The organism is Undibacterium sp. YM2 (assembly GCF_009937975.1).
Lineage (GTDB): Bacteria > Pseudomonadota > Gammaproteobacteria > Burkholderiales > Burkholderiaceae_D > Undibacterium.
Genome location: NZ_AP018441.1, coordinates 685,280 through 709,392 on the forward strand (window position 1 = coordinate 685,280; position 24,113 = coordinate 709,392).

The 24,113-nt window shown below is 52.1% G+C and carries 22 protein-coding genes; 15 read left to right on the plus strand and 7 right to left on the minus strand.

Annotated elements, in window-relative coordinates:
* Positions 1–172: 172 nt before the first annotated feature.
* From UNDYM_RS03220 to ilvA, 3 genes are all read right to left on the minus strand, one after another.
* Entirely contained in the window at positions 173–766 is a 594-nt protein-coding gene (locus UNDYM_RS03220) for a hypothetical protein (RefSeq protein WP_232063682.1), read from the minus strand.
* A gap of 66 nt (positions 767–832) precedes the next feature.
* A complete protein-coding gene (gene queF / locus UNDYM_RS03225; RefSeq protein WP_162039744.1) occupies positions 833–1,678 on the minus strand; it encodes an NADPH-dependent 7-cyano-7-deazaguanine reductase QueF in 846 nt (281 codons plus the stop codon).
* Positions 1,679–1,710: 32 nt separating this feature from the next.
* Positions 1,711–3,300 carry a threonine ammonia-lyase, biosynthetic gene (gene ilvA, locus UNDYM_RS03230; RefSeq protein WP_255456549.1) on the minus strand — a complete coding sequence of 530 codons (1,590 nt, stop codon included), beginning with the start codon at positions 3,298–3,300 and terminating at the stop codon, positions 1,711–1,713.
* 103 nt (positions 3,301–3,403) lie between these two features.
* Here ilvA and UNDYM_RS03235 point away from each other — a divergent pair, with 103 nt between their 5' ends.
* From UNDYM_RS03235 to UNDYM_RS03245, 3 genes are all read left to right on the plus strand, one after another.
* Positions 3,404–3,895, plus strand: a complete 492-nt coding sequence (locus UNDYM_RS03235; protein ID WP_162039746.1) for a YqaA family protein — start codon at positions 3,404–3,406, stop codon at positions 3,893–3,895.
* Between the two features lie 6 nt (positions 3,896–3,901).
* A complete protein-coding gene (locus UNDYM_RS03240) occupies positions 3,902–4,807 on the plus strand; it encodes a metallophosphoesterase (RefSeq protein WP_162039747.1) in 906 nt (301 codons plus the stop codon).
* A gap of 191 nt (positions 4,808–4,998) precedes the next feature.
* Positions 4,999–6,300 (plus strand): HAD family hydrolase, encoded by a 1,302-nt coding sequence (locus tag UNDYM_RS03245; protein WP_162039748.1) that lies wholly within the window; start codon positions 4,999–5,001, stop codon positions 6,298–6,300.
* 63 nt (positions 6,301–6,363) lie between these two features.
* On the opposite strand, the gene UNDYM_RS03250 is transcribed toward UNDYM_RS03245, so the two are convergent.
* Complete coding sequence (locus UNDYM_RS03250) at positions 6,364–7,002, minus strand: TetR/AcrR family transcriptional regulator (RefSeq protein WP_162039749.1); 639 nt, start codon at positions 7,000–7,002, stop codon at positions 6,364–6,366.
* Positions 7,003–7,026: 24 nt separating this feature from the next.
* A complete protein-coding gene (locus UNDYM_RS03255) occupies positions 7,027–7,815 on the minus strand; it encodes an SDR family oxidoreductase (RefSeq protein WP_162039750.1) in 789 nt (262 codons plus the stop codon).
* Positions 7,816–8,134: 319 nt separating this feature from the next.
* On the opposite strand from UNDYM_RS03255, the gene UNDYM_RS03260 reads away from it, so the two are divergent.
* The 3 genes from UNDYM_RS03260 to UNDYM_RS03270 are packed head-to-tail and all read left to right on the plus strand — an operon-like array spanning position 8,135 to position 12,953.
* Positions 8,135–12,109 carry an FAD/FMN-binding oxidoreductase gene (locus UNDYM_RS03260; RefSeq protein WP_162039751.1) on the plus strand — a complete coding sequence of 1,325 codons (3,975 nt, stop codon included), beginning with the start codon at positions 8,135–8,137 and terminating at the stop codon, positions 12,107–12,109.
* Positions 12,109–12,537 carry an HIT family protein gene (locus UNDYM_RS03265; protein ID WP_162039752.1) on the plus strand — a complete coding sequence of 143 codons (429 nt, stop codon included), beginning with the start codon at positions 12,109–12,111 and terminating at the stop codon, positions 12,535–12,537. Before UNDYM_RS03260 ends, UNDYM_RS03265 begins: the two co-directional genes overlap by 1 nt.
* Positions 12,534–12,953 carry a gamma-butyrobetaine hydroxylase-like domain-containing protein gene (locus tag UNDYM_RS03270; protein ID WP_162039753.1) on the plus strand — a complete coding sequence of 140 codons (420 nt, stop codon included), beginning with the start codon at positions 12,534–12,536 and terminating at the stop codon, positions 12,951–12,953. The genes UNDYM_RS03265 and UNDYM_RS03270 overlap by 4 nt, the downstream gene beginning before the upstream one ends.
* 784 nt (positions 12,954–13,737) lie before the next feature.
* Here the strand turns inward: UNDYM_RS03270 and UNDYM_RS03275 are convergent.
* Both UNDYM_RS03275 and UNDYM_RS03280 read right to left on the minus strand, forming a co-directional pair.
* Positions 13,738–14,433, minus strand: a complete 696-nt coding sequence (locus UNDYM_RS03275; protein ID WP_162039754.1) for a hypothetical protein — start codon at positions 14,431–14,433, stop codon at positions 13,738–13,740.
* Positions 14,434–14,437: 4 nt separating this feature from the next.
* Positions 14,438–15,505 (minus strand): NADP-dependent oxidoreductase, encoded by a 1,068-nt coding sequence (locus tag UNDYM_RS03280; protein ID WP_232063683.1) that lies wholly within the window; start codon positions 15,503–15,505, stop codon positions 14,438–14,440.
* 86 nt (positions 15,506–15,591) lie between these two features.
* Here UNDYM_RS03280 and UNDYM_RS30440 point away from each other — a divergent pair, with 86 nt between their 5' ends.
* The 9 genes from UNDYM_RS30440 to pssA all read left to right on the plus strand — a co-directional run bounded on the left by UNDYM_RS30440 (position 15,592) and on the right by pssA (position 24,098).
* A complete protein-coding gene (locus UNDYM_RS30440; RefSeq protein ID WP_232063684.1) occupies positions 15,592–16,092 on the plus strand; it encodes a LysR family transcriptional regulator in 501 nt (166 codons plus the stop codon).
* A complete protein-coding gene (locus tag UNDYM_RS30445) occupies positions 16,032–16,502 on the plus strand; it encodes a LysR substrate-binding domain-containing protein (RefSeq protein WP_232063685.1) in 471 nt (156 codons plus the stop codon). The genes UNDYM_RS30440 and UNDYM_RS30445 overlap by 61 nt, the downstream gene beginning before the upstream one ends.
* A 143-nt stretch (positions 16,503–16,645) precedes the next feature.
* Positions 16,646–17,380 carry a bifunctional demethylmenaquinone methyltransferase/2-methoxy-6-polyprenyl-1,4-benzoquinol methylase UbiE gene (ubiE, locus tag UNDYM_RS03290; RefSeq protein ID WP_162039755.1) on the plus strand — a complete coding sequence of 245 codons (735 nt, stop codon included), beginning with the start codon at positions 16,646–16,648 and terminating at the stop codon, positions 17,378–17,380.
* A gap of 74 nt (positions 17,381–17,454) precedes the next feature.
* Entirely contained in the window at positions 17,455–18,354 is a 900-nt protein-coding gene (locus tag UNDYM_RS03295) for a Tim44 domain-containing protein (protein WP_162039756.1), read from the plus strand.
* A gap of 255 nt (positions 18,355–18,609) precedes the next feature.
* Positions 18,610–19,191, plus strand: coding sequence for an SCP2 domain-containing protein (locus UNDYM_RS03300; RefSeq protein WP_162039757.1), 582 nt, complete (start codon positions 18,610–18,612; stop codon positions 19,189–19,191).
* Positions 19,188–20,753, plus strand: a complete 1,566-nt coding sequence (gene ubiB, locus UNDYM_RS03305; RefSeq protein WP_162039758.1) for a ubiquinone biosynthesis regulatory protein kinase UbiB — start codon at positions 19,188–19,190, stop codon at positions 20,751–20,753. Before UNDYM_RS03300 ends, ubiB begins: the two co-directional genes overlap by 4 nt.
* 22 nt (positions 20,754–20,775) lie before the next feature.
* Positions 20,776–21,384: a methyltransferase domain-containing protein gene (locus UNDYM_RS03310; RefSeq protein WP_162039759.1), complete on the plus strand. Its 609-nt coding sequence runs from the start codon at positions 20,776–20,778 to the stop codon at positions 21,382–21,384.
* Positions 21,385–21,656: 272 nt separating this feature from the next.
* Complete coding sequence (locus tag UNDYM_RS03315; protein ID WP_162039760.1) at positions 21,657–22,679, plus strand: patatin-like phospholipase family protein; 1,023 nt, start codon at positions 21,657–21,659, stop codon at positions 22,677–22,679.
* A gap of 69 nt (positions 22,680–22,748) precedes the next feature.
* Positions 22,749–24,098, plus strand: a complete 1,350-nt coding sequence (gene pssA, locus UNDYM_RS03320) for a CDP-diacylglycerol--serine O-phosphatidyltransferase (RefSeq protein WP_162039761.1) — start codon at positions 22,749–22,751, stop codon at positions 24,096–24,098.
* Positions 24,099–24,113: the final 15 nt, after the last annotated feature.

A 24,113-nucleotide genomic window follows, 5' to 3' on the forward strand; every position in this document is an offset into this window, starting at 1 on the left:
ATCTATAAAACGAATAAGTCTGGCTACTTTACATCAAGCAAGTTCTCAGGACAATGATGGTAATTAGCTAGCATATTAAAAACACATTAAGCTGCGGCAGGCGAATAAAACACCTTCTTGCAAAATTGTACTTCCCTAGCCGGACTTTATTTCAGGCACTTATTTCAAGCGCTTATTTCAAGTCTATTCGGACAAACATGAACAGTACGTCGCCATTCCCCTTGTTCTTGGAAAAACGTGGCACATAGGTCGCCATCAGCTTGGTATTGCGTGTGCCTATCGAAGCCACGGGCAATACAGCAGGGAAGGGGAAGCCGCCAAAGTAATCAGTACGGCTGATCAGCACGCCAGTCAGTCCGCCACCAACTTCGACCTTGTCGCCCAGCGGTTTCATCCACTGGTAGGCATAACCAGCCATGGGCTGGGGTTTGAAGTGCGAATCCGAGATCATCATGGCATACAGGGATTCTTCATTATCTTCCTTGGTGCGTATGGCTTTGCTAAAGCCCAGGCCCCAGGTATTTTCATTCAGCTCTGCAATTCTTTCCCTGGTATAAGTATTGCGGCCATGGTGAGTATGACCAGCCAGCATCAGTGACAAGTCGCCTTCATCCAGGATTTTATTGGCTTTGGCTTTTGCGCTATCCCACCAGCCCATGTCTTCCTGGGCAGGGGCGCTAGTTGTTTGCGCCTGGGATGCTGCGCACAGCATGAAACTGGACGCGCACAAGGCAGCGCGCAAGGAGAAATATTTGAATTTCAACATAATATTGCTTACAAATGGATACAAAAAATGGGTGTAAGAGGGATGCAGCCACGCATATTGCTGCGCTTACTGGCGTGCATTCCGGCGATTGTCCGGGCCCTGGCCCGTACTGAAATTGCTGCGCCATGGATTGATGTCTAGTCCGCCGCGACGGGTATACCGCGCATAAACTGACAACTTCTGCGGTTTGCAGTGGCGCATGATGTCAACAAAGATGCGTTCCACACATTGCTCGTGGAATTCATTGTGGTCACGGAAGCCTATCAAATACTGCAGCAGGCTTTCCTGGTTGATTTGCGGGCCTACATAATGAATTTGCACGCTACCCCAGTCTGGCTGGCCAGTCACCAGGCAGTTGGACTTCAGCAAATGCGAGATCAGGGTTTCTTCTACTGGCGACTCGTCAAAATTGGCAGTCAGCAGTGACGGGTTGGGGGTGTAGCTATCTACTTCAATGTCCAGTCTGTCGAGCAACTGGCCTTGCAGTTCATGCATGGCGAGTTTGTCGAACTGGTCTGGCGTGGTCAGCTTGACCTGCACTGCCGCACCAAAACCGGCTGACAAATCAGCTTGTAACAGACTGATCAAAGCTTCAGTACCTGCCAGACGCGTCTGGTTAAAAGAATTCAGATACAGCTTGAAAGACTTGGACTCTATGATATTCGGTGAATCTGCCGGTACCGTAATGGCAGCGATTGCCACCTGTGGTTTGCCGCGCATGTTGAGCCAGGAGATTTCATAGGCATTCCAGATATCCACACCAAAGAAAGGCAGGCTGCTGCCCAGGCCTATTTCTTCCCTTTTTCCGCTGCGGGAGATAGGGAACAGCAGACTGGCGTCATATTCTGACTTGTAAGTCGCGGGTTTGCCCAGTAAAGAATGTTCAGGCGTATTTGGTGCGGAATCTGTCATGTTGTCTGTATTGCTTAAGGCTGTGAGCTGCATCAGCCCAAAAATAATTGATAAACGGGATTCTTGCTTTCATCCCAGTAACGGTAACCCAGGGTTGCCAAAAATTCGCGGAAAGCCTTCATTTCTTTCTTTGGAACCTGTAAACCAACTAAAGTTCTGCCGTAATCTGCGCCATGGTTACGATAATGGAACAAACTGATATTCCAGTTTGGTGCCATGCTGTTCAGGAAACGACCCAAAGCGCCTGGGCGTTCAGGGAATTCAAAGCGGTACAGTAATTCATCCCTGGCCAGGCTGCTCTTGCCACCCACCAGATGGCGGATATGCAGTTTCGCCAGCTCATCATGCGTCAAATCCAGGGTAGGGAAGCCGTGCTTTTCAAAATTCTTGGCAATTTTGCCAGATTCCAGCTTGTCGTGTACTTGTATGCCCACAAAAATATGGGCAGTCTTTTCATCACTGATGCGGTAATTGAACTCTGTGACATTGCGTGCACCCACCAGTTCACAGAAACGGCGGAAGCTGCCGCGCTCTTCTGGTATGGTCACGGCAAACACAGCTTCACGCGCTTCACCGACTTCGGCACGCTCAGCCACAAAGCGCAAGCGGTCAAAATTCATGTTGGCACCGCAGGCGATGGTCACCAGGGTTTCATTTTTCAGCGGTTTCTTGTCGGCCTTGGCGCGTTCTATGTAGGCCTTGCAACCGGCCACTGCCAATGCACCGGCAGGTTCCAAAATGCTGCGGGTATCCTGGAACACGTCCTTGATGGCGGCGCAGACTGCGTCGGTATCCACCGTAATCACTTCATCGACATACAGCTTGGCCAGGCGGAAGGTTTCTTCACCTACCAGCTTGACGGCTGTGCCGTCTGAGAACAGTCCTACATCATTCAAAGTCACGCGCTTGCCAGCTTTGAGGCTGCGTGCCATGGCGTCAGAATCTGTCGTTTGCACACCGATGATTTTGATGTCAGGGCGCACTGCCTTGACGTAAGCAGCGACGCCAGAGATCAGGCCACCGCCGCCAATCGCGACGAAGATTGCATGGATAGGCTCGGCATGCTGGCGCAAAATTTCCATGCCTACCGTACCCTGGCCAGCGATAACGTCAGGGTCGTCGAAAGGATGGACAAAGGTCAGCTTGCGTTTCTTTTCCAGTTCCAGCGCATGGCCGTAAGCATCGGTATAGGAATCACCAAACAGCACGATTTCAACCAGGTCACCGCCATGGGTGCGCACGGCATCTATCTTGACCGGTGGTGTGGTGGTCGGCATGACGATGACTGCCTTGCAGCCTTTTTTGCTGGCGCTCAGGGCTACGCCCTGGGCATGGTTACCGGCAGAGGCACAGATGACGCCGCGCTTGAGTTGTGCTGGCGTGAGGTGGGCAATCTTGTTATAAGCACCGCGCAGCTTGAAGCTGAACACGCTTTGCATGTCTTCGCGTTTGAAATAAATTCGGTTATCCATGCGAGCCGACAGGCTGGTAGCGTATTCCAGCGGGGTTTCAAATGCGACGTCATAGACGCGCGCTGTCAGGATCTTCTTCAGATAATCGGTGCTCATGGATGTCTTATTGTTAGTTAAAAATGGCTTATTTGGGCCTGATCTAAAGCTAATTCAGGTCTAAATACTTACTTGTTACTTACTTGTTGATTACTTGCTGATTAGAAATTGCAGCCGCCATTATAATGTATGCCTTTTACAGCCATATCAAACCACGATGATAGAAGCCGCAGTCCATTGGTTATTAAGTGTCCTGGCCGTACCTGAAGTCGGTTTGAGTTCGGTATTTCTCATCAGTTTTATTTCAGCCACCCTGTTACCCATGGGGTCTGAACCGGCAGTTTTTGCTGTCATCAGGAGCAATCCCGCGCTTTTCTGGCAAGTCATCATCGTCGCTACCATAGGCAATACTCTGGGTGGCATGGTCGACTATGGCATGGGCTATGCCGCCAAGCAGGCTTTTGACCGCGAACGTGAGAGTTACTGGTATCGCTGGCTACAGCATTTTGGTGCCAAGACCATGCTGCTGGCCTGGCTGCCCGGCATAGGTGACCCCATCTGCACCCTGGCAGGCTGGCTGCGCCTGCCTTTCTGGCCCAGCGTGTTATATATGGCCGTGGGTAAGTTTCTGCGTTATATCGTCATAACCTGGTTATTGTTGAAGGTGCCAGAAGGGGTCTGGTCCAAAATCGCCAACTTCATCTTCTGATCAGGCATGGGCAGGGGTAAATACTATGGCTGGTGGCGGCGTGCGGGTGAGGGGCTGGAAGCCGCTTTCTATCAAGAAAACTGGGCAGCGCGCATTGCCTATGCGCTCAAGCTGCAAGGTGGTTTGCACATCGACAGGCGTGATTTTTACCTGCCTCTGCCTGAAGGCTTTCACTGCAAGCTGGCCTTCATTTCAGACTTGCATGCAGGCCCGTTGACGGATGTTCGTTTGCTGGACCAGGCATTTGCCGCCATTGCTGATTTTGCACCGGATGTCATCCTGTTTGGCGGCGACTTTGTCTCGCTGCATGCCAGACACATGCGGTATCTCATGAAGCCTCTGGCTTTGCTTAATCCCGCTACTCCCAAGTTTGCCGTCATGGGTAATCATGATTTGTGGCTGGATGACGTGCATATCGCAAATTGCCTCAAGGAAGCAGGTGTCCAGGTCCTGCTCAATCAAAACACACGCTTGCCCGCTCCCTTTGATGCAATTTCGATTTGCGGCCTGGATGAACCTGGCGTCGGCATGCCTGACGCAGACCAGACTTTTGCCGGGGCAAGCGAGGTACGCTTGTTGCTCATGCATTCGCCGCTGGGTCTCAAGCATGCGGCGGAACATGAGTTCCAACTTGCTTTTTGCGGCCATACCCATGGCGGGCAAATCGCCACGCCCGGTGGCAAGCCGCTGGTCTTGCCGCCCGGCTCAGGAGAGCGCCGTTATGCCAGGGGTTTGTTTGCCTTGCCAGACGGTCGGCAATTGCTGACCAGCCAGGGCATAGGCATGAGCGATTTACCGGTACGTCTGTTTGCACCTTCCGAAGTGCATTTATGCCATTTGTATTCGGTGCTGGATGTAGTAGAACAGAATGGCAGTCCGCTCATGCCATCAGACCTGGTAGTTAATGTATAGACAAATTTGCTTAAAAATTTTGTGCCTATTGCAGGGATGTCACAATGTTTGACTATAATGCTTGCCGGAAAGTAGTCAAAAAAAGCAGTATTCGCACGATCACACTATGCAAGTTCTGTACGCTTAAACAAGTTTTTAATAAAGATACATGCCCGGCATGTGGCATGTCATGCGCTCATTGAGGAAATCAAATGCAAGATACTAAACAAACCCATCAACAGCCACGCCGTGGCTTTTTGCAAGGCCTGGTTGCCACTGCAGCAGGCGCGACCCTGGCTGCACCTGCACTGGCTAAACCGGCCGCAGCTGCGCCAGCAGTATTCCTCGATGCCGCCAAGTGGTCACCACGCAACCGTGATCTGGTTGCGGCCTTGATCGCCAAGCATGGCAATACCAGCAAGACCTATTCTGCCAAGCGCAAACCTTACGCCGTGTTCGACTGGGACAACACCAGCATCATGAATGACTGCGAAGAAGCGCTGCTGATGTACCAGATCAATCACCTGGCATTCAAGCTGAGCCCGCAAGAATTCTCTGCAACCATCCGTCAAAACGTACCGGCTGGTAATTTCACGGCTGACTACAAAAATGCCGCAGGCAAGATTCTAGATCTGGAAAGTGTATGTACTGACCTCGACAGCGATTATGCCTACCTGCATGCCAACTACAAAGGCATGGCCGGTAGCCGCAGCCTCGAAGAAATCGTTGAAACTGCCCAATTCCAGGACTTCCGCGCCAAGCTCTATTTCCTTTATGAAGCCGTCAATGACACCCATGGCGTGAATGTCGGTTACCCATGGGTCATCTACTTCTTCGCCAACATGACCGTTGCCGAAGTCAGCGCACTGGCAGAAGCATCGAATGACGCCAACCTCGGCATGAGCCTGACCAAGACCAAATATACCAGCCCTTCATCTCTGCCTGGTGTGGCCGGTGTCATCACAACTGCCCACTTCCACGGCATACGCCTGTGTACAGAAGTGGCGACACTGATGAACACTTTCCGTCAGAATGGTTTTGACGTATACGTCAGCACCGCCTCGCTGGAAGACGTGGTTGCCGTATTCGCGACCAATCCAAAATACGGTTACCACGTACAACGTGAAAACGTCCTGGGCCTACGCCTGGAACAAAACGGTGACGTGTATAAAAACGCCTACCGCAAAGACTGGCCTTTGAACTGGGGCCCAGGCAAGACTGTCGTCATCAAACGTGAACTGGTCGCCAAAAAAGGCTATGGCCCTGTTTTCGTCGCTGGCGACAGCGATGGTGATTACGACATGCTGCGCGATTTCAAAGAAACAGAAATCGGCCTGGTCGTGAACCGACTCAAAAAAGGCAAGATCGGTGAATTGTCCAAGGCTGCTGCTGATGCTGCCAAAGAAGCCAACCCACGCTTCCTGCTGCAAGGCCGTCAGGAATCCACTGGTAACTGGTTGCCAGTGGAAACTACACTGAAATACGGCAAGACTGCGCCTGCTTTGCTGGGTTGATTCTCCACAGATTGCGGAAAGCATGGGTTTTCCGCAATCTTGTCATACGCCACAGGGAATAAATCAAAACCCCAATGCGCCTCTCCAATATTCTTCTAATGTTTGTCTTAGTTCAGCCTTGAAATTTGGTCGTATAGGGGCAAACACAGCGTCTTTTAATATCTCTTGTAACATCGGCGAATAGTCGAGTGATTGCCATAGTCCCCTGGTGATTGCATGGGTACGCGTCAGCAAGCTGGCACCACGCCCTGGTGGTAGTTTCAAAGCTTGATCAAGCACTTCTCCAGTATCAACCAGGACTTGTATGAGCGACAGTTTGAATGCGCGCAATTTGTCTTCGTGCATATTCTGTTCCAGTACACTGTGCGCCATTGCGTCCAGACGAAGCATTTCTGGCCGCGCTTCCAGGTAATTGACGTAGCGCGTAATAAATACGGAGGCAGATATCTGCTTCTCATCTGCAAAAATATTTTTCACTTCTTCCAGTAGCAACGAAAATTCTTCTTCCAGCAATGCCAGGAAAATTTCTTCCTTGGTAGAAAAATACAGATAAACAGTACCCTTGGCGAGGCCAGACTCTTCGGCAATGCGCGATGCAGAAGGTAGTTGGTGCGGATTAAGCATGAACAGGCGGCGTGCCGCCTGCAAAATGTCGACACGTCTGGCTAGTTTGGCTTGATCATCTTTGGCGCGGGTTACCATCAGTGCTTCAATTCCTTGTAAATGCTAGTTCTTCATCAATTTTTCCGCCATTTTGATTTGTAAGTGGCGCGGCGTAAAGCGGCTGGAAAAAATAGTCAGTTTATTGGCCATCCCCGGAATGATACTCGGTATGCCCTTGAACAGTGCTTTCAAGCCAATTGCAGCGACCGGGCGTGATTTCATCATCATGCTGCGCTGATAGGCGGTTGCTTTTTGCCCTGATACTTTCAGAAAATCCGTTGCGGTAATGCCAGGTGACAGTACTGCAACGGCGATATTGTATTTCTTTAATTCTTCATTCAAGGCTTCGCCAAATAGCAATACATATGCTTTACTGGCGGAATAGGCTGCATAGTAAGGTGTTGCCTGATAGCCGCCTATGCTGGACACCAGCAATATCTTGCCACCGCCACGGGCCTTCATGTCTGTGGCATATACATGGCTAAGTTCAGTTAGGCTGGCCATGTTCAATTGCAGCATGTTGAGTGTTTTCTCCAAGTCTTGTCTGATGAACTCACCAAAGAGGCCATATCCAGCATTATTGATAAGGATGTCGATAGCGACACCTAACGCGTCTGTATGAGCTTTCATCTCTGCACCTACACCGGTTCTGGCTAGATCAATGCCAATCACAAATACTTTGATTTGGTGTTGCGCTCGTAATTGACTTGCCAGTTCTTCCATTGCCTGCTCGCGCCTGGCTGCGAGTACCAGGTTGCAGCCACGCTCTGCCAGGAGCTGTGCAAAATCAATGCCAAACCCACTCGATGCACCCGTCACCAGTGCCCATTTGTCTTGTAAGTCCTTGTTCATTTTTGTTCTCCATAAGTTTCAAATGACCATCGGTCATTTGAAACTTATATTAAATGACTGTCGGTCATTTGTAAAGGGGGTGTAAAATTGAAGTATTGATGAAAATCAAATTTACCAATACAACTCATATGCCGCTACTGTCGTGGCTAATTTGCAAGAAAAGACGGTTTTAGATACTTCTGGCGGGTATTTGCCAAATTCCATTTGGAAAATTGCCAGAATCACCATTCATTACCGTATAAACTTCAAGGCTGTTGGCGCGTGGTGCATCGCAATAAGTTAGAATGGACTTTTATATATCCGTCCAACCACGTCACTGATGAATGCTCCAGCCCAGATCCAGGCCTTGCTCGCAGATGCACCCCAAGGCGCCACACCGACCCGCGTGCGGGAAATTCCGTATAACTACACCTCGTTTTCTGATCGCGAGATTGTGATCCGTTTGCTGGGCGAAGATGCCTGGCAATTGCTGGATCAATTGCGCGGCAAACGCCAGACCGGGCGGTCTGCGCGCATGCTGTATGAAGTCTTGGGTGATATCTGGGTCGTGCAGCGCAATCCTTACCTGCAAGACGATATGCTGGATAACCCCAAGCGCAGGCAGGATTTGATTGATGCGCTGAACCACAGGCTGGCTGAAGTTGAAAAGCGCCGTCTCAGCACAGCCAATGACGACGATGCAGAGCGCAGCAATAGCGTAGAGACGCTGGTGCAGGCCGCCCGCAAGGCCGTGGCGGCATTTTCCAAGGAATTTCGTGACACCTATGATTTGCGCAAGAAAGCCAACAGGCTGCTGGCGCGCTTCACTGCAAAAGACAATATCAAGTTCGATGGCCTGAGCCGCGTATCGCATGTGACTGATGCAACCGACTGGCGCGTGGAATACCCCTTCGTCGTGCTGACGCCAGACACCGAAGATGAAATGGCCGGCCTCGTCAAAAGCTGTATAGAGCTGGGCCTGACCATCATCCCGCGTGGCGGTGGCACGGGTTATACCGGCGGCGCGATACCGCTGACGCCTTTGTCGGCAGTCATCAATACTGAGAAACTCGAACAACTGGGCGCTGTCGAAATGACGCGCCTGCCGGGCGTTGATCGCGATTATGCGGTCATCTATTCCGGTGCCGGTGTCGTCACCAAGCGCGTCTCGGATGCTGCTGAAAAAGCCGGCTTTGTATTTGCCGTAGACCCCACCTCGGCCGAAGCTTCATGCATAGGCGGCAATGTCGCCATGAATGCAGGCGGCAAGAAGGCGGTACTGTGGGGCACTGCACTCGACAACCTGGCTTCGTGGCGCATGGTTGATCCTAACGGCGACTGGCTGGAAGTGACACGCCTTGAGCATAATCTCGGCAAAATTCATGATGTGGAAGTGGCCAAGTTCAAGCTCGAATGGACACACCCTGGCGAGAAGCAGCCATTCAAGACCGAGCAACTTGATATCAAGGGCCGCGTCTTCCGCAAAGAAGGTCTGGGCAAGGACGTGACTGACAAGTTCCTCGCGGGTTTGCCAGGTGTGCAAAAAGAAGGTTGCGATGGTCTCATTACATCTGCACGCTGGATCCTGCACAAGATGCCCAAGTTTGCCCGCACCGTCTGCCTGGAATTTTTCGGTCAGGCACGTGATGCGATACCGAGCATCGTTGAAATCAAGGATTACCTCGATAACGAAACCCGCAAGGGCGGCGCTATTCTGGCGGGCCTCGAACATCTGGATGAACGCTATCTGCGCGCGGTCGGTTATACGACCAAATCCAAGCGCGGCGTCTTGCCCAAGATGGCCTTGTTTGGCGACATCGTTGGCGATGATGAAAATGCCGTGGCCCAGGCCGCGTCTGAAGTCATACGCATTGCCAATACCCGCGTCGGTGAAGGCTTTGTTGCCGTCAGCCCAGAGGCACGCAAAAAATTCTGGCTGGACCGCGCCAAGACAGCAGCGATTTCCAAGCATACCAATGCCTTCAAGATCAATGAAGATGTGGTGATACCGCTTAACCGCATGGGTGAATATACCGACGGCATAGAGCGCATCAACATAGAATTATCGATACAAAACAAGCTGGCCTTGCTCGATAGCCTGAAGGGCTTTTTCGCCAAACCCAATCTGCCGCTGGGCAAGAGTGAAGATGCTGCTGGCGATGATATCCCCGCGTCTGAATTGTTGGAAGACCGCGTCAATGAAGCCAATGCCTTGTTACAGGCAGCAGAAGCACGCTGGACTTATCTGCTGAATAATCTCGACAAGCCACTGAGCGCAGCCAAGGCAGAATTGCTGGAACTGGGCCTGGACAAGCTGGAATTTGTCTTCGACGAAAGATTAAAAGCACAGCCTGATGTAACCGTATTTTCCATCGTCCAGGACAGGACAGTGCGGGTATCCTGGAAGACAGAAATCCGTGCACAACTTCGCCAGATTTTCAGCGGCTCTGCCTTCAAGCTGATACTCGATGAATGCGTGGCCGTGCATAAAAAAGTCTTGCGCAGCCGTGTCTTCGTGGCCCTACACATGCATGCAGGGGATGGCAATGTGCATACCAATTTGCCGGTCAATTCTGACGATTATGAAATGCTACAAGTGGCGCATCATGCCGTTGCCCGCATCATGGTGCTGGCCCGTTCACTGAATGGCGTTATCTCGGGCGAACATGGTATAGGTATCACCAAGCTGGAATTCTTGACTGAAGATGAAATCAAGGATTTCCGCTCCTACAAATTACGCATCGATCCTGAAGGCCGCTTCAACAAGGGCAAACTGCTGAACCTGCCAGACTTTGCTGCCGACTTGCGCAATGCCTACACGCCTTCATTTGGCCTGATGGGGCATGAGTCCCTGATCATGCAGCAAAGTGATATCGGTGCGATCGCCAATAGCGTCAAGGACTGTCTGCGTTGCGGCAAGTGCAAACCTGTCTGTGCCACCCATGTGCCTCGTGCGAATTTGCTGTATTCGCCACGTAACAAGATCCTGGCCACATCATTGCTGGTGGAAGCCTTCTTGTATGAAGAACAGACGCGCCGCGGTATCTCTATCAAGCACTGGGAAGAATTTGAAGATGTGGCCGACCACTGTACTGTCTGCCATAAATGCGTAACGCCCTGTCCGGTCGATATCGACTTTGGTGATGTGTCGATGAATATGCGCAATCTCTTGCGCAAGATGGACAAAAAGTCGTTCAACCCCGGCACGGCATCAGCCATGTTCTTTTTAAATGCCAAAGACCCTGCCACCATTAAGGCGGCGCGCCAGGTTATATTTGGCTGGGGTGTGGCAGCACAACGCCTCGGTAATACCGTATTGAAAAAGCTCGCCAAAAAGCAGACCAAGGCACCACCGGCCAGCCTTGGCAAGCCTGTCATACGCGAGCAGGTGATCCACTTCATCAACAAGAAAATGCCGGGCAATCTGCCCAAGAAAACGGCGCGTGCCTTGCTGGATATTGAAGATGACAAGATGGTCCCCATCATCCGCAATCCGCAAACCACGACAGCAGATACGGAAGCCGTGTTCTACTTCCCTGGGTGCGGTTCAGAAAGGCTGTTCTCACAAGTTGGCCTGGCAACCCAGGCGATGTTGTGGAATGTTGGTGTGCAAACCGTGCTGCCGCCAGGTTACCTGTGCTGCGGTTACCCGCAACGCAGTGCCGGCCAGTTCGATAAGGCCGAGAAGATGATCACCGACAACCGCGTGCTGTTCCATCGCATGGCCAACACGCTCAATTATCTGGATATTAAGACTGTGGTCGTCTCTTGCGGCACTTGTTATGACCAGATACAGGGCTATGAATTCGACAAGATATTCCCTGGTTGCCGCATCATCGACATCCATGAATTTTTGCTGGAAAAAGATGTCAAGCTGGCGGCAGTGAATGGCACGCGTTATATGTATCACGACCCCTGCCATACACCGATGAAATTGCAAGACCCGCTGAAAACGGTGAATGCACTGATCACCACGGTTGATGAAGTCAAGATAGAAAAGAATGACCGCTGCTGCGGCGAGGCAGGTACGCTGGCAGTATCGCGCCCTGATATCTCTACCCAGATACGCTTCCGCAAGGAAGAAGAAATGAACAAGGGCGCAGACAAACTGCGCGCTGACGGCTTTACCGGCGACGTCAAAATCCTGACATCCTGCCCGGCCTGTTTGCAAGGTTTGACGCGCTATGATGAAGACTCTGGCACGACTGCCGACTACATCGTCGTCGAAATGGCTAAGCATATCCTCGGGCCAAACTGGATGCCAGAGTATGTCGCCAAAGCCAATAACGGTGGTATAGAAAGGGTGCTGGTGTAATGAGCATTGTTTGTGAATTATGTGATGCCAGTGCTGGTGATGTCCTCGTCAGCACCGATCAGTTACGCGTCATCCTCGTTGATGACGCCAACTACCCCGGCTTTTGTCGCGTCATCTGGAATGCGCATGTCAAAGAGATGACGGATTTGTCCGCAGACGATAGAAACGTTTTCATGCAAGCCGTCTGGAAGCTGGAAGCCGCTATACGTGCAGTCATGCAACCGCACAAGATGAATGTCGCCAGCCTGGGTAATATGGTGCCGCATCTGCACTGGCATCTGATTCCACGGTATACCGATGATGCGCATTTCCCCAACCCCATCTGGGCTGCTGCGCGCAGTGATGCGGCTGATCAGTCTGCACTGGACGCACGTCGCAACTTGTTGCCGCAATTAAGGCAAACCATTATTTCGAATTTCGCATCATGAGCATAGGTAATCCACAACCCACTTCCCTGAATGCCCGCACCCAATCGCGGGTGCTTGAAGTCGCTTTTGATGATGGCAAGGAGTTTTCTTTGCCCTTTGAATTACTGCGCGTGTCTTCACCCTCTGCCGAAGTGCGTGGTCATGGGCCGGGTCAGGAGACCCTGCAAACAGGCAAGCGCGATGTTGGCATCGTGGGCATAGAGCCAGTCGGTAATTATGCGATCAAGCCTATCTTTTCTGACCAGCACAGCTCGGGGATTTTTACCTGGGATTATTTGTATTGGCTGGGTGAAAACCAGGCTCAGGTCTGGCAGGAATATCTGGAGAAATTGCAGGCGGCGGGGTTTGCCGGAGAGACTGGGCGGGATGCGCCTATGCCTGTGAAGGGTGGGGGGAGTTGTGGGACTAAGCATTGAGTGAGCATCTATCTCAGATATCAATTCTCAGATTTTACGTCTCAGGTGTAGACCAGCACTGCCATTTTTTGATAAACCATACTCATATTAGCGTCATTCCTGCGAAGGCAGGAATCTAGCGGTGGTCGCAGTATGCCGTGTAGTTTTTTAATGTCAGAATCGCGTGATTTTGTGAGTCGATTTTAAAACGGTTTCACATCTTATTAAGATTGTGGTCCGTAGGTTGGGCTACGCTTCACCAGCCCAGCACTCGGCCTCCGATCAACGTATTCCTAAAAAACGAAACGATATTTCTGAATTCGTTTTTTAACTACCTGCATACGCTATTTAAGATTGCAGGCCGGTGGTAGACCGGCGGCTACCCACCTTTTTGCTTCGCCAAAAAGGTGGGCCAAAAAGGCGACCCAGGCGTCGATTCCACTGCGCCGCTTGCAAGCGGCTTAGATGTTGTCAGCGCAAAGCATGCTTTGCGAAACCCTGCCAACATCCCCCTGAAGGGGGTTCCCGTTTGCGCAGTACAAAAAATGGGAAGGCCCGAAACTCGCTTCGGCCTTGCCCTAAGGAGTACGCGCTTGCAAGCGCATACCGTTACGCAGGCGAAGTGCATGCACTTCGAAACCCCTACTACACCTCAAACAGCGGTCCTTCTTAATCCATTTTCTGTACAGCACAAACGGCGTCGACACATGGGAACTGCTGAAAGTCAAAAGCAACCCCAACTTCAAAAGCGCAGCCAATACGATTGCTGTTTTTGTGGAGTTGTAATTTCTATGCGATTGGTCACTTACTCCAAATCCGCCTTATCAAGATAAATTGTCCCCTTTACGCCAGCCCGCTTATCCACCTTACCCTGCAAAACCTGCAAAAACTCCGCATCACTCACTGCCTGCAATCCCGTCTTCTTCACCACTACATCAGCCATCGCTGCAGCCGCAGGCACACTGATCGCGAGCACATGATCAAAGTCAGGCCTGCTATCAATTTCCTTCAACAGAAAGCGTTGCGTACCACTACCTATCTGATGATAAACAGCCTGCTTGCTCTCCCGCATTTGTGGCGATAACCGGCGGAAGATCAGGGTTTTTTCAACGACGACAGCCACATCCTTGTATTTGGTTTTGCCACCCTGTTCAAAATGCCCAAGCACGATATTGGCCTTGAACTGTTTCAGCGGTGTCTTGTTGTCTGCGGCCAGTCTGGCGATCTCGAATTGTTCTGGTTCCATGGTCCACAAGACCAGTTTTTGTTCCAGCCTGGCTTTGATAGCAGCATCAAGTTTTTGATCGAGGCAGCGTATCTGCAAGACGACCTGGTAATCATGCGGCGCATGGAACATCGGCAGGTGCGAGACATACATGCCTTCGCTGTTGCCGAACAAAAGCATGCCGTGTACGCCCCAGGTGGGGCCATGTTTGTTTTCGGCGTGGGTATTGAAGATGCAGCAAAAGCTGAGCAGGAAGAATGAGAGCAAGCGTTTCATCTGCTTATACCTTCACCAGCAATTTGCCGCGATGTTCGCCTGTGAATAAAGAATTCAGGGCGCTCGGCAATTGTTCAAAACCATCGATGATGGTTTCTTCAAGCACCAGCTCACCGGCCTTGACCCAGGGCGAGACGATGGCCAGCATTTCATCCATGCGGTGCAGGTAATCGCGCGCGAGTATGCCCTGGATAGTGGCGCGCTGGTACAGCATGTGCTGCAGCAGGCGCGGGCCCATTTCTGGGACGTCAAGGCCGCCGTTGTACTGGCTGATCTGGCCGCAGATGATGATGCGGGCGCGGCGCTTGATGATGGGGATAATGGCATCGGTGACCATGCCGCCTACATTATCGAAATACACATCGACACCGCCTGTGAGTTTGAGTATCTCCTGGCTCAGTGTTTCGTCATTGCTGAAGGTTTTGTAATCTAGCGCCCAGTCAGCGCCCAGCTTGTCCTTCAGCCAAGCGCATTTTTCTGCGCCACCAGCGATACCCAACACTTTTGCGCCATGGCGTTTGGCGAATTGCACCACCAGTGAGCCAACTGCACCGGCTGCTCCAGATACCACGACCACTTCACCTGCATGCGGCTTGCCTGCTTCGGTCAGGCCAAACCAGGCGGTGCGGCCCGGCATGCCGAGTACGCCCAGCGCTGTGGAGACTGGGGCAATGGTAGGGTCGATTTTGGTCAGTGCGCTGACATGCACGCGCGCATGGCTTTGCCAGCCTGTCATGCCAAATACCCAGTCACCGGCTTTGAGGCTGGCAGCATTCGATGCCAGCACCTGGCCGACTACGCCAGCAGCTTGCACGGTATTGAGCTGGTGCGGTTCCGGGTTGTAGGTAGGTTTGGACGACTGGTTGATGCGCATGTAGGGGTCTACACTGATATAGCGGGCGGCTATCAATACTTCATCGCGGTCCAGCGAGGTATCGAGAGGCTGGCTGCGCAATTCATAGTGCTCGTTGCTGACTATGCCGGTTGGATGGCGGCTGTATATCCATTGCTGGTGTATCAGGTTTTCAGTGCTGGTCATGGCGGGATCAAGATGAGTAAGAGATGCTGACATAGTAGGTCTGTTAAAATGTCTCGTAAAGCAATATAAATTCACTTTTAATGTCCAAATTGGAAATTTAAGATAGAAGCCCCAATAAGATGAATCTCATAGACCTCAAAATCTTTGCCTGCGTGGCAAGACAGCCATCGCTGGGAGCAGCGGCGCTGGAGCTGCACCTGACTCCTTCTGCCATTTCCAAGGCCTTGCGCAGGCTGGAGGGCGATCTGGATACGGTCTTGTTTGACCGTTCTGCCAAGCAGCTCAGCCTGAATGCCAGCGGCCAGCGCATGCTGGACTTTGCCCGCAATATGTTATCCATGGCTGACCAGGCCAGGGCCGATGTGCGGGGTGACGACGCCAGCATCAGTTGCCGCGTGGCTGGCCCGGCCATACTGCTGTGGCGGCATGCCGAGCAACTGGCGCAGGCCATGGCGGCTTACCCGGTGGCAGACATGCATTTGCTGAGTATGTATGAAGAAGATGCCCTGGCCGCATTGGCCAGGGGGAGGCTAGCCACGCCCTGGTCACCGGCGAAGTCTTGCATGGCCGCGCTGCCCACTGGTCGGCAGACTGGGCCAGTGTTTCTCTGGGTACGCTGAGGCTGCAATTGCTGGCGGGCAAACAGCATCCCTTGCTGGGCGGTGCTGCCAGCCAGCCAGGGCAGAGTTTCACCAGTACCCAGGTGCTGGCCCATGATTTTGTCAGCCCTGCGCGCTCCTTGTTTTGCGGCAAGCAACGTGGCAAACACTCTGATGGCTGGCGTGATGACCAGTTCCCGCGCCGCATCGCCTACTGGATAGATGATTTGCAATTGCTGCTGGCCATGGTCAGGTCGGGCAAGGCCCTGGCCTATTTGCCTGACTTTGCCCTCGACGATGCCGATTTGGTGCGGCTTGAAGTGACGGACTGCGGTTTTCAATGCATGGAAGAAGTCCACCTGGTCTGGAATACCAGGAATGCAGCGCAGTGGCAGCGAGCTGTGGTCAGGGCGCTGACAGGGGAAAACTGATTTTTTTGCATAGTGTGCAGAAACTTGCAGTGATTGAGATACAATCCGTTACATAAGAAGCTGAATGTCAGGCAGTGGAAATTTCTACAGGCGTCAGAAAACCGTGATAATTCAGCATTCTTGAAGAAAACAGGGCAGATAACATGAGCAATACCACCCATTTTGGTTACACCACCGTAGAAGAAGATCAAAAAGTCCATAAGGTCGCCGAGGTTTTTCATTCCGTCGCCGCCAAATATGATGTCATGAATGACATGATGTCGGCTGGCTTGCACAGGGTCTGGAAGATTTTCACGGTCGCCCAGGCTGGTGTGCGCCCTGGTTTCAAGGTGCTGGATATTGCCGGTGGTACCGGTGATTTGACCAAGGAATTCGTGCGTCAGGCGGGCAAGACCGGTGAGGTCTGGCATACCGATATCAACGAGTCCATGCTCAGGGTAGGGCGTGACCGCCTCTTGAATAAGGGCCTGATCACCCCCACTTTATTATGCGACGCAGAAAAATTACCCTTCCAGGATAATTACTTTGACAGAGTGACCGTGGCGTTTGGTTTGCGCAATATGACACACAAGGATCAGGCACTGGCAGAAATGCAGCGTGTACTGAAACCGGGTGGCAAATTGCTGGTGCTGGAATTTTCCAAGGTTCCAGAAATTTTGCAAAAACCTTATGACCTGTATTCGTTCAAGGTCTTGCCCTGGATGGGGCAAAAGATAGCTGGCGATGCTGACAGCTACAAGTACCTGGCTGAATCGATACGCATGCATCCTGATCAGGAAACCCTGAAGGGCATGATGGAAACAGCAGGTCTGGAAAGTGTGCAATATTTTAATTTGACGGCAGGTGTGGCCGCTTTACACACCGGTATCAAGTTGTAATGCAATTGTGAAGTAAAAAATCTGAAAAAAGCAGTCTGAAGTAATAAAACCTTGAAACAAACGGGAGTCGAATGATGAAAAAGTTTCTGATCGCCATGCTGGTCGTAGCAAGTACGATGGCAATGACAGTCTCTGACGCAGAAGCCAAGCGTCTTGGTGGTGGCGGCTCTATAGGTCGTCAATCCAATAATGTAACGCGTCAGGCTACGCCGCCGTCTCCATCTAACGCGGCCAAACCGGCTGCTGCACCTGCACCTGCTGCCGGTGCACCTGCAGTGACACCTCCCAAACCAGGTATCCCTTGGAAAGGTATAGCCGGTGGCTTGATCGGTGGTGCCTTGCTGGGCGCAGCCTTGTCGCATTTTGGCCTGGGCGGCGCAGCTGCCAGCATGCTGGGTAGCTTGCTGACTTTTGCCCTGATAGGTTTTGCGATTTTCTTCGTGATACGTCTGTTCCGTAACAAGAATGGTCAAAGCACGGGCAATAGTTTTAATCAGCCAGCGTTTGCAGGCGTTCCTTCTGTAACACCGCAGCCTATGGCTTTCCAAAGCAATGCGCCAGTGTCCGGTGGCAGCAATGCTGATACCAATGCCAACTGGACTATTCCGGCTGACTTTGATGTGCCAGGCTTCCTGCGTAATGCAAAAAGCTATTTCATCCGCCTGCAAGCGGCATGGGACAAGGCTGACATTAATGATTTGCGTGAATTCACAACGGCAGAAATGTATGCTGAACTGAAGTTGCAGATTCAGGAACGTGGCGCATCGCCTAATGTCACCGATGTTGTGACTTTGAATGCCGATCTGCTGGGCGTAGAGACTGCAGGTGCCGATTACCTGGCCAGCATCAAGTTCACAGGCATGATCAAGGAAGCTGCCAATGCACCGGCAGAAGCCTTCAATGAAGTCTGGAATCTGTCCAAGCCAGTCAATGGTCAGGGTGGTTGGGTGTTGGCCGGTATTCAACAAATGTAATGACGGACTCACGCAAAACCGCTCCAGCGGCCTTGCAGCGCCTAGCCGTACAATTGTACTGTCGTCGGCGCTGCAAGATTGCTGGAACAATTTTGCGAGACTCCTAAAGTTTTGACGCTACGCAGCGATGCTGGCTGCGATAAGCTGTTAAACTGGAACCGCCCTGCAACTGCCGGGCGGTTTTTTTATTTGCACGATACCTGTGCCTGTGCATCTCATGCTGGTTCGGTATTTTGTAATTGCCCTGATTTGAACATGATCTCCATCGCACCTTTTGTAACTTTTATCAATCATTTACTGGCACAAGAAGGTTGGGCTAAAAACAAGCTCTTGCCGCATGCCGGTAAAATTGCCTGTATAGACTTGCAAACCATGCAGTTGCGCCTCAAAGTGGCGCCAGATGGCTTGCTGGAAAGCGCCGCTGCCAACGAGCTGGCGCAAGTCACCATCTACGTCAAACTCAGCGATTTGCCGTTGATTGCGCAAAACCGTGAGCGTGCTTTTTCTTATGTGAAGATAGAAGGTGACGCAGACTTTGCCAATACCATCTCCCATCTCAGCCAAAACTTGCGCTGGGAAGCGGAAGAAGACTTGAGCAAGCTGTTTGGTGATGTAGCGGCAGTGCGCATGGTAGGCTTTGCAAAATCCCTGCACCAGACTGCACTGGAGACCCATCAAAAAATCCAGGAAAACCTGGCTGAATATTTTTTAGAAGAAAACCCCATGCTGGTCCGGCCTCAGGCCGTGCAGGGCTTTAGTACCGAAGTCAACAAGACGCGGGATGATGTCGAGCGTCTTATCAAGCGCATCGAAAAACTGGAAAGGATGCGCGGATGATATTGAAGTTTCTCAGACTGGCGAAAATCATACGTATCGCCATCAAATATGGCATCGATGAAATTGCGATCTCCGGTCTGTCAGTGCCACGCACGGCACGCCTGATAGACATCCTGATTTTCTGGCGTGACCTGTCAGCACCACGTGGTGAGCGTCTGCGCAAGGCTCTGGAAGAACTGGGTCCCATCTTCGTCAAGTTTGGCCAGGTATTATCAACCCGGCGCGACCTTATGCCGCCGGACATCGCCGATGAACTGACGCACCTGCAAGACCGCGTTCCTTCGTTCGACCCTGACCTGGCAATCGCGCAGATCAAGAAATCCCTGGGCTCACATCCTGACCAGTTGTTTGCCAGTTTCGAGCGTGTGCCAGTCGCTTCTGCGTCCATCGCCCAGGTACATTTCGCCACCTTGAAAGATGGCCGCGAAGTTGCCGTCAAGGTGCTGCGCCCCGGCATGAAAGAAGCCATTGATGATGACGTGGCACTCATGCAGATTGCTGCGGGCTGGCTGGAAGCACTGTGGGCAGATGGCAAACGTCTCAAGGCAAAAGAAGTCGTGGCCGAGTTTGACAAGTATCTGCATGACGAGCTGGACCTCATGCGCGAAGCCGCCAATGGCAGCCAGTTGCGCCGCAATTTTGCCGATTCGGATTTACTACTGGTGCCAGAGATGCATTGGGATTATTGCTCGTCCTCAGTCATCGTCATGGAACGCATGCAGGGCATACCGATTTCGCAACTGGATAAATTGCGCGAAGCCGGTGTTGATTTGCAAAAGCTGTCGCGCGATGGCGTGACCATTTTCTTTACCCAGGTGTTTCGCGATGGCTTTTTCCATGCTGATATGCACCCCGGTAATATTCTGGTATCGACCGCGCCAGCGACGCTGGGCCGTTATATTGCGCTGGATTTCGGTATCGTTGGTACCCTCAATGATTTCGACAAGGATTATCTGTCGCAAAACTTTCTGGCTTTTTTCCAGCGCGACTATAAGCGCGTGGCCGAAGCGCATATAGAATCCGGCTGGGCACCCAAAGAGACACGCGTCGATGAGCTTGAGGCAGCAGTGCGCGCCTGTTGTGAACCTATCTTTGACCGGCCATTGAAAGATATTTCTTTCGGTCAGGTCTTGCTGCGCCTGTTCCAGACTTCACGCCGTTTCAATGTAGAAGTACAACCGCAACTGGTGCTGCTGCAAAAAACGCTGCTCAATATAGAAGGACTGGGCCGTCAGCTTGACCCTGACCTGGACTTGTGGAAAACCGCCAAGCCCTATCTTGAACGCTGGATGAGCGAACAGGTAGGCTGGCGCGGCCTGATAGACAAGCTCAAGGACGAAGCGCCACGCTACAGCCATATCTTCCCGCAATTGCCGCGCCTTGCACATCAGGCCCTGACACGCGCTGCCGAACCCCGGCATAGCGATGAAATGCTGATGGCCTTGTTGACTGAGCAAAGACGCACCAACCGCCTGTTGCGTACGATAGTGTATTTTGGCGCGGGACTGTTCTCTGGTGTCGTGGTGGCGCAATTGCTGCTGCATTTTTATTTCAAAATCTGACGCAACAAGTTCATACAGAAGCATGGCTGATTTCATTAACCGTGACCCACGCAATCCGCAATTCTGGGACGAGCGTTTTGAAAAAAACTTTACTCCCTGGGATAAGGGTAATGTACCGGCAGATTTGCAAGCTTTCATGCAGGCTGCATCTCAGCCCATGAATACGCTGATTCCGGGTTGTGGCAATGGCTATGAAGCAGCCTTTCTGGCGCAAGCAGGCTGGCCAGTGGTCGCCATCGATTTTTCGCCTGCTGCCGTGCGCAGTGCACAGGCAGCGATAGGCGAGTGGGGTAAGCATGTTATCGAGGCCGATTTTTTTGCCTACACTCCAGAGCAAGAGCTAAACCTGATCTATGAACGCGCCTTCTTTTGCGCCTTGCCACCTGGGATGCGAGCAGATATTGTCAAACGCTGGGCTGCACTGTTACCCACAGGCGCTTTGCTGGCAGGGTATTTTTTCTTTGATGATGCGCCAGATGCATCGCTCAAAGGGCCGCCATTTACCATACACAGTGCGGCATTCCGTGAATTGATGTTGCCGTATTTTGATTTGCTCGAAGAGCGGGCGGTCAGTGATTCCATCCCCGTGTTTGCGGGTAAGGAAAGATGGCAGGTGTGGCGGCGCTTGTAATATCGTAATCGCGGTTGGGTTAATCGCAGGTTGGGCTAGGGTGTAGGTTGGGCTACGCTTCATCAGCCCAACACTCGGCCTTTGCAAATGTTTACGTGATTTAAATGCCGAGTGTTGGGCTGATACCCCGTAGCCCAACCTACGAAGTTAGCGCGCTCAATACTCATAGGCACACCCCTTGCTTACCACTCTCTCATACTGACCACGTCATAAGCCGGTCACCTCCATGCTTCACTCTCCCTCATGGCGCATGCCTCTGGAAAGGGAATAGAATGAACAAAACAGTCACACTGGCATTGCAGGGTGGTGGATCACACGGCGCACTGACTTGGGGCGTGCTTGATCGTTTGCTCGAAGATGGGCGTGTCAGTATAGAGGCGATCAGTGGTTCCAGCGCCGGGGCCATGAATGCGGTGGCACTGGCGCATGGCTATTTGCAAGGCGGGGCAGATGGGGCCAGGCAGGCGCTGAAGAATTTTTGGGATAGCGTCGCCAGCATCTCCCCTTTCAATACGGTCGTGGATGAGCATGTGCTGACAGCGGATATCGCTGCTCAATCAGAGTTACCGGCAGCCATGAAGCATTTGTTTGCCTGGACACGTTTTTTCTCACCGAGCCAGCTCAATCCCTTCGATATCAACCCCTTGCGCGATATCCTGGCGGCGCAGATAGACTTTGAACGCTTGCGCCAGCTGCCTGGCATACAACTTTTTATCGCCACTACCCAGGTCAGTACCGGCACGCTAAAACTGTTCCGCAACCGCCAGATGAGCCTGGATGTCTTGCTGGCTTCCGCCTGTTTGCCGATGATACACAGAGCGGTGGAAATAGAGGGCGAAGCCTATTGGGATGGTGGCCTGACTGCTAACCCGCCTTTGTTTCCACTGGTGCATAAATGCAAGGCAAGGGACATCATCGCCATCCTTTTGCATGCCCAGCCCAGGGCGCAGATTCCTTCGTCTGCAAGTGAAATCTGGCACCGTCTGACCGAGATGGGTTTCAGCTCGACTTTTCATACGGAGCTGCAGGGATTGTTGCTGGCCAAGCGCGAAGCAGACCGTGGCTGGCTGACCTGGGGCAAGCTGGAACGCCGTTTGCGCAAGCTGAATCTGCATGTGATTGCCGCACCTGAACTCATGAGCCAGCTCAGTAGCCACAGCAAGATGAATGCACAGGCAATTTTTTTACATAGCCTGCATGCAGAAGGCCGTGCCCGTGCGCAAGTCTGGCTGGATCAGCATTTCCAGCAACTGGGACAACAATCGAGCTTCAGGATGGCACATCTGTTTCGCTAGCATCTGAGGCCGCGCTGGTGTTACCATCGTCAGGTTTTCACTGGTATCCACAGACATTCATAGACAGACATGCGCCTCTTCAAGTCCGCTTCCGACCTTACGCATTTAAACGGTATCCCGCTACAGGCGGATGCTGTCCAGACGCTGCATAGCGCAGCAGACTACCGCAGCACTTTACTGGCAAAAATTGCCCAGGCAAAACACAGGATTTATCTGTGCAGCCTCTACCTGCAAAATGATGAAGCCGGGGCAGAGATATTGCAGGCATTGTATGCCGCCAAGAAGGCCAGGCCCGAACTTGATATCGCCGTCTTGGTCGATTGGCACCGGGCGCAGCGTGGCCTGATAGGTGCAGCAAAGAGTGGTGGCAATGCCGCCTGGTATCAGGAGATCAGCAAGGCCAATGCCTATACCGTGCCTCTGTACGGCATTCCCGTGCAGACGCGTGAACTGTTTGGCGTGTTGCACCTGAAAGGCTTTGTCATTGATGATGAAGTCATCTACAGTGGTGCCAGCCTGAATAATGTGTATCTGCACAAGCAGGATAAATACCGCCATGACCGCTACCTGCTGATACACAATAAAGTGCTGGCCAACAGCATGGTGCAATTCATCCGTGAACATTTACTATCTGCCGCTGCCGTACACAGGCTGGATATGCCCCAGATACCCGGCACCCGCAGCATACGCCGCGAAATCAAGCAATTCAGGAGCAGGCTCAAAAGCGCCCGCTATGACTGCCATGTGGCTGAGCAAGAACATGACAGGCATGGCCTGAGCGTGACACCGCTGGTGGGTGTGGGTAAAAACAATCCACTGAATAAAGTCATTTGCCAGTTGCTCGCTGCCAGCAAGAACCAGATCACCATCTGCACACCTTATTTTAATTTCCCGCTGGCTGTCACCCGTGAAATTAACCGCGCCCTGAAGCGCGGCGTGCGCATCTGCATCATCGTGGGTGACAAGACGGCCAATGATTTCTTTATCCCACCTGAAGAACCTTTCAAGGTCATTGCCGCCTTGCCTTATCTGTACGAGGTTAACTTGCGCCGCTTTGCCAAATCCCATCAGGCAGAAATCACCAGCCAGCAATTGCAACTGCGTCTGTGGAAGGACGACGACAATACCTATCACCTGAAGGGCATGTGGATAGACCAGGATTATGCGCTGATGACCGGCAATAACCTGAATCCGCGTGCCTTCCGCCTCGATCTGGAAAACGCCTTGCTGATGCATGACCCGCAGCATGAACTGCTGCAGCAAAGACAGGATGAGTTGAGCAGCATCATGGAGAAAACGACGGTCATTTCACATTACCGTGAGCTGGAAAAGAATACGGATTATCCTGATCCCGTGCGCAAGCTGCTGGGGCGGCTTAGCGGTACGCGGCTGGACAGGCTGGCGTACAGGGTTTTGTAAAAAAATTTATTTCAA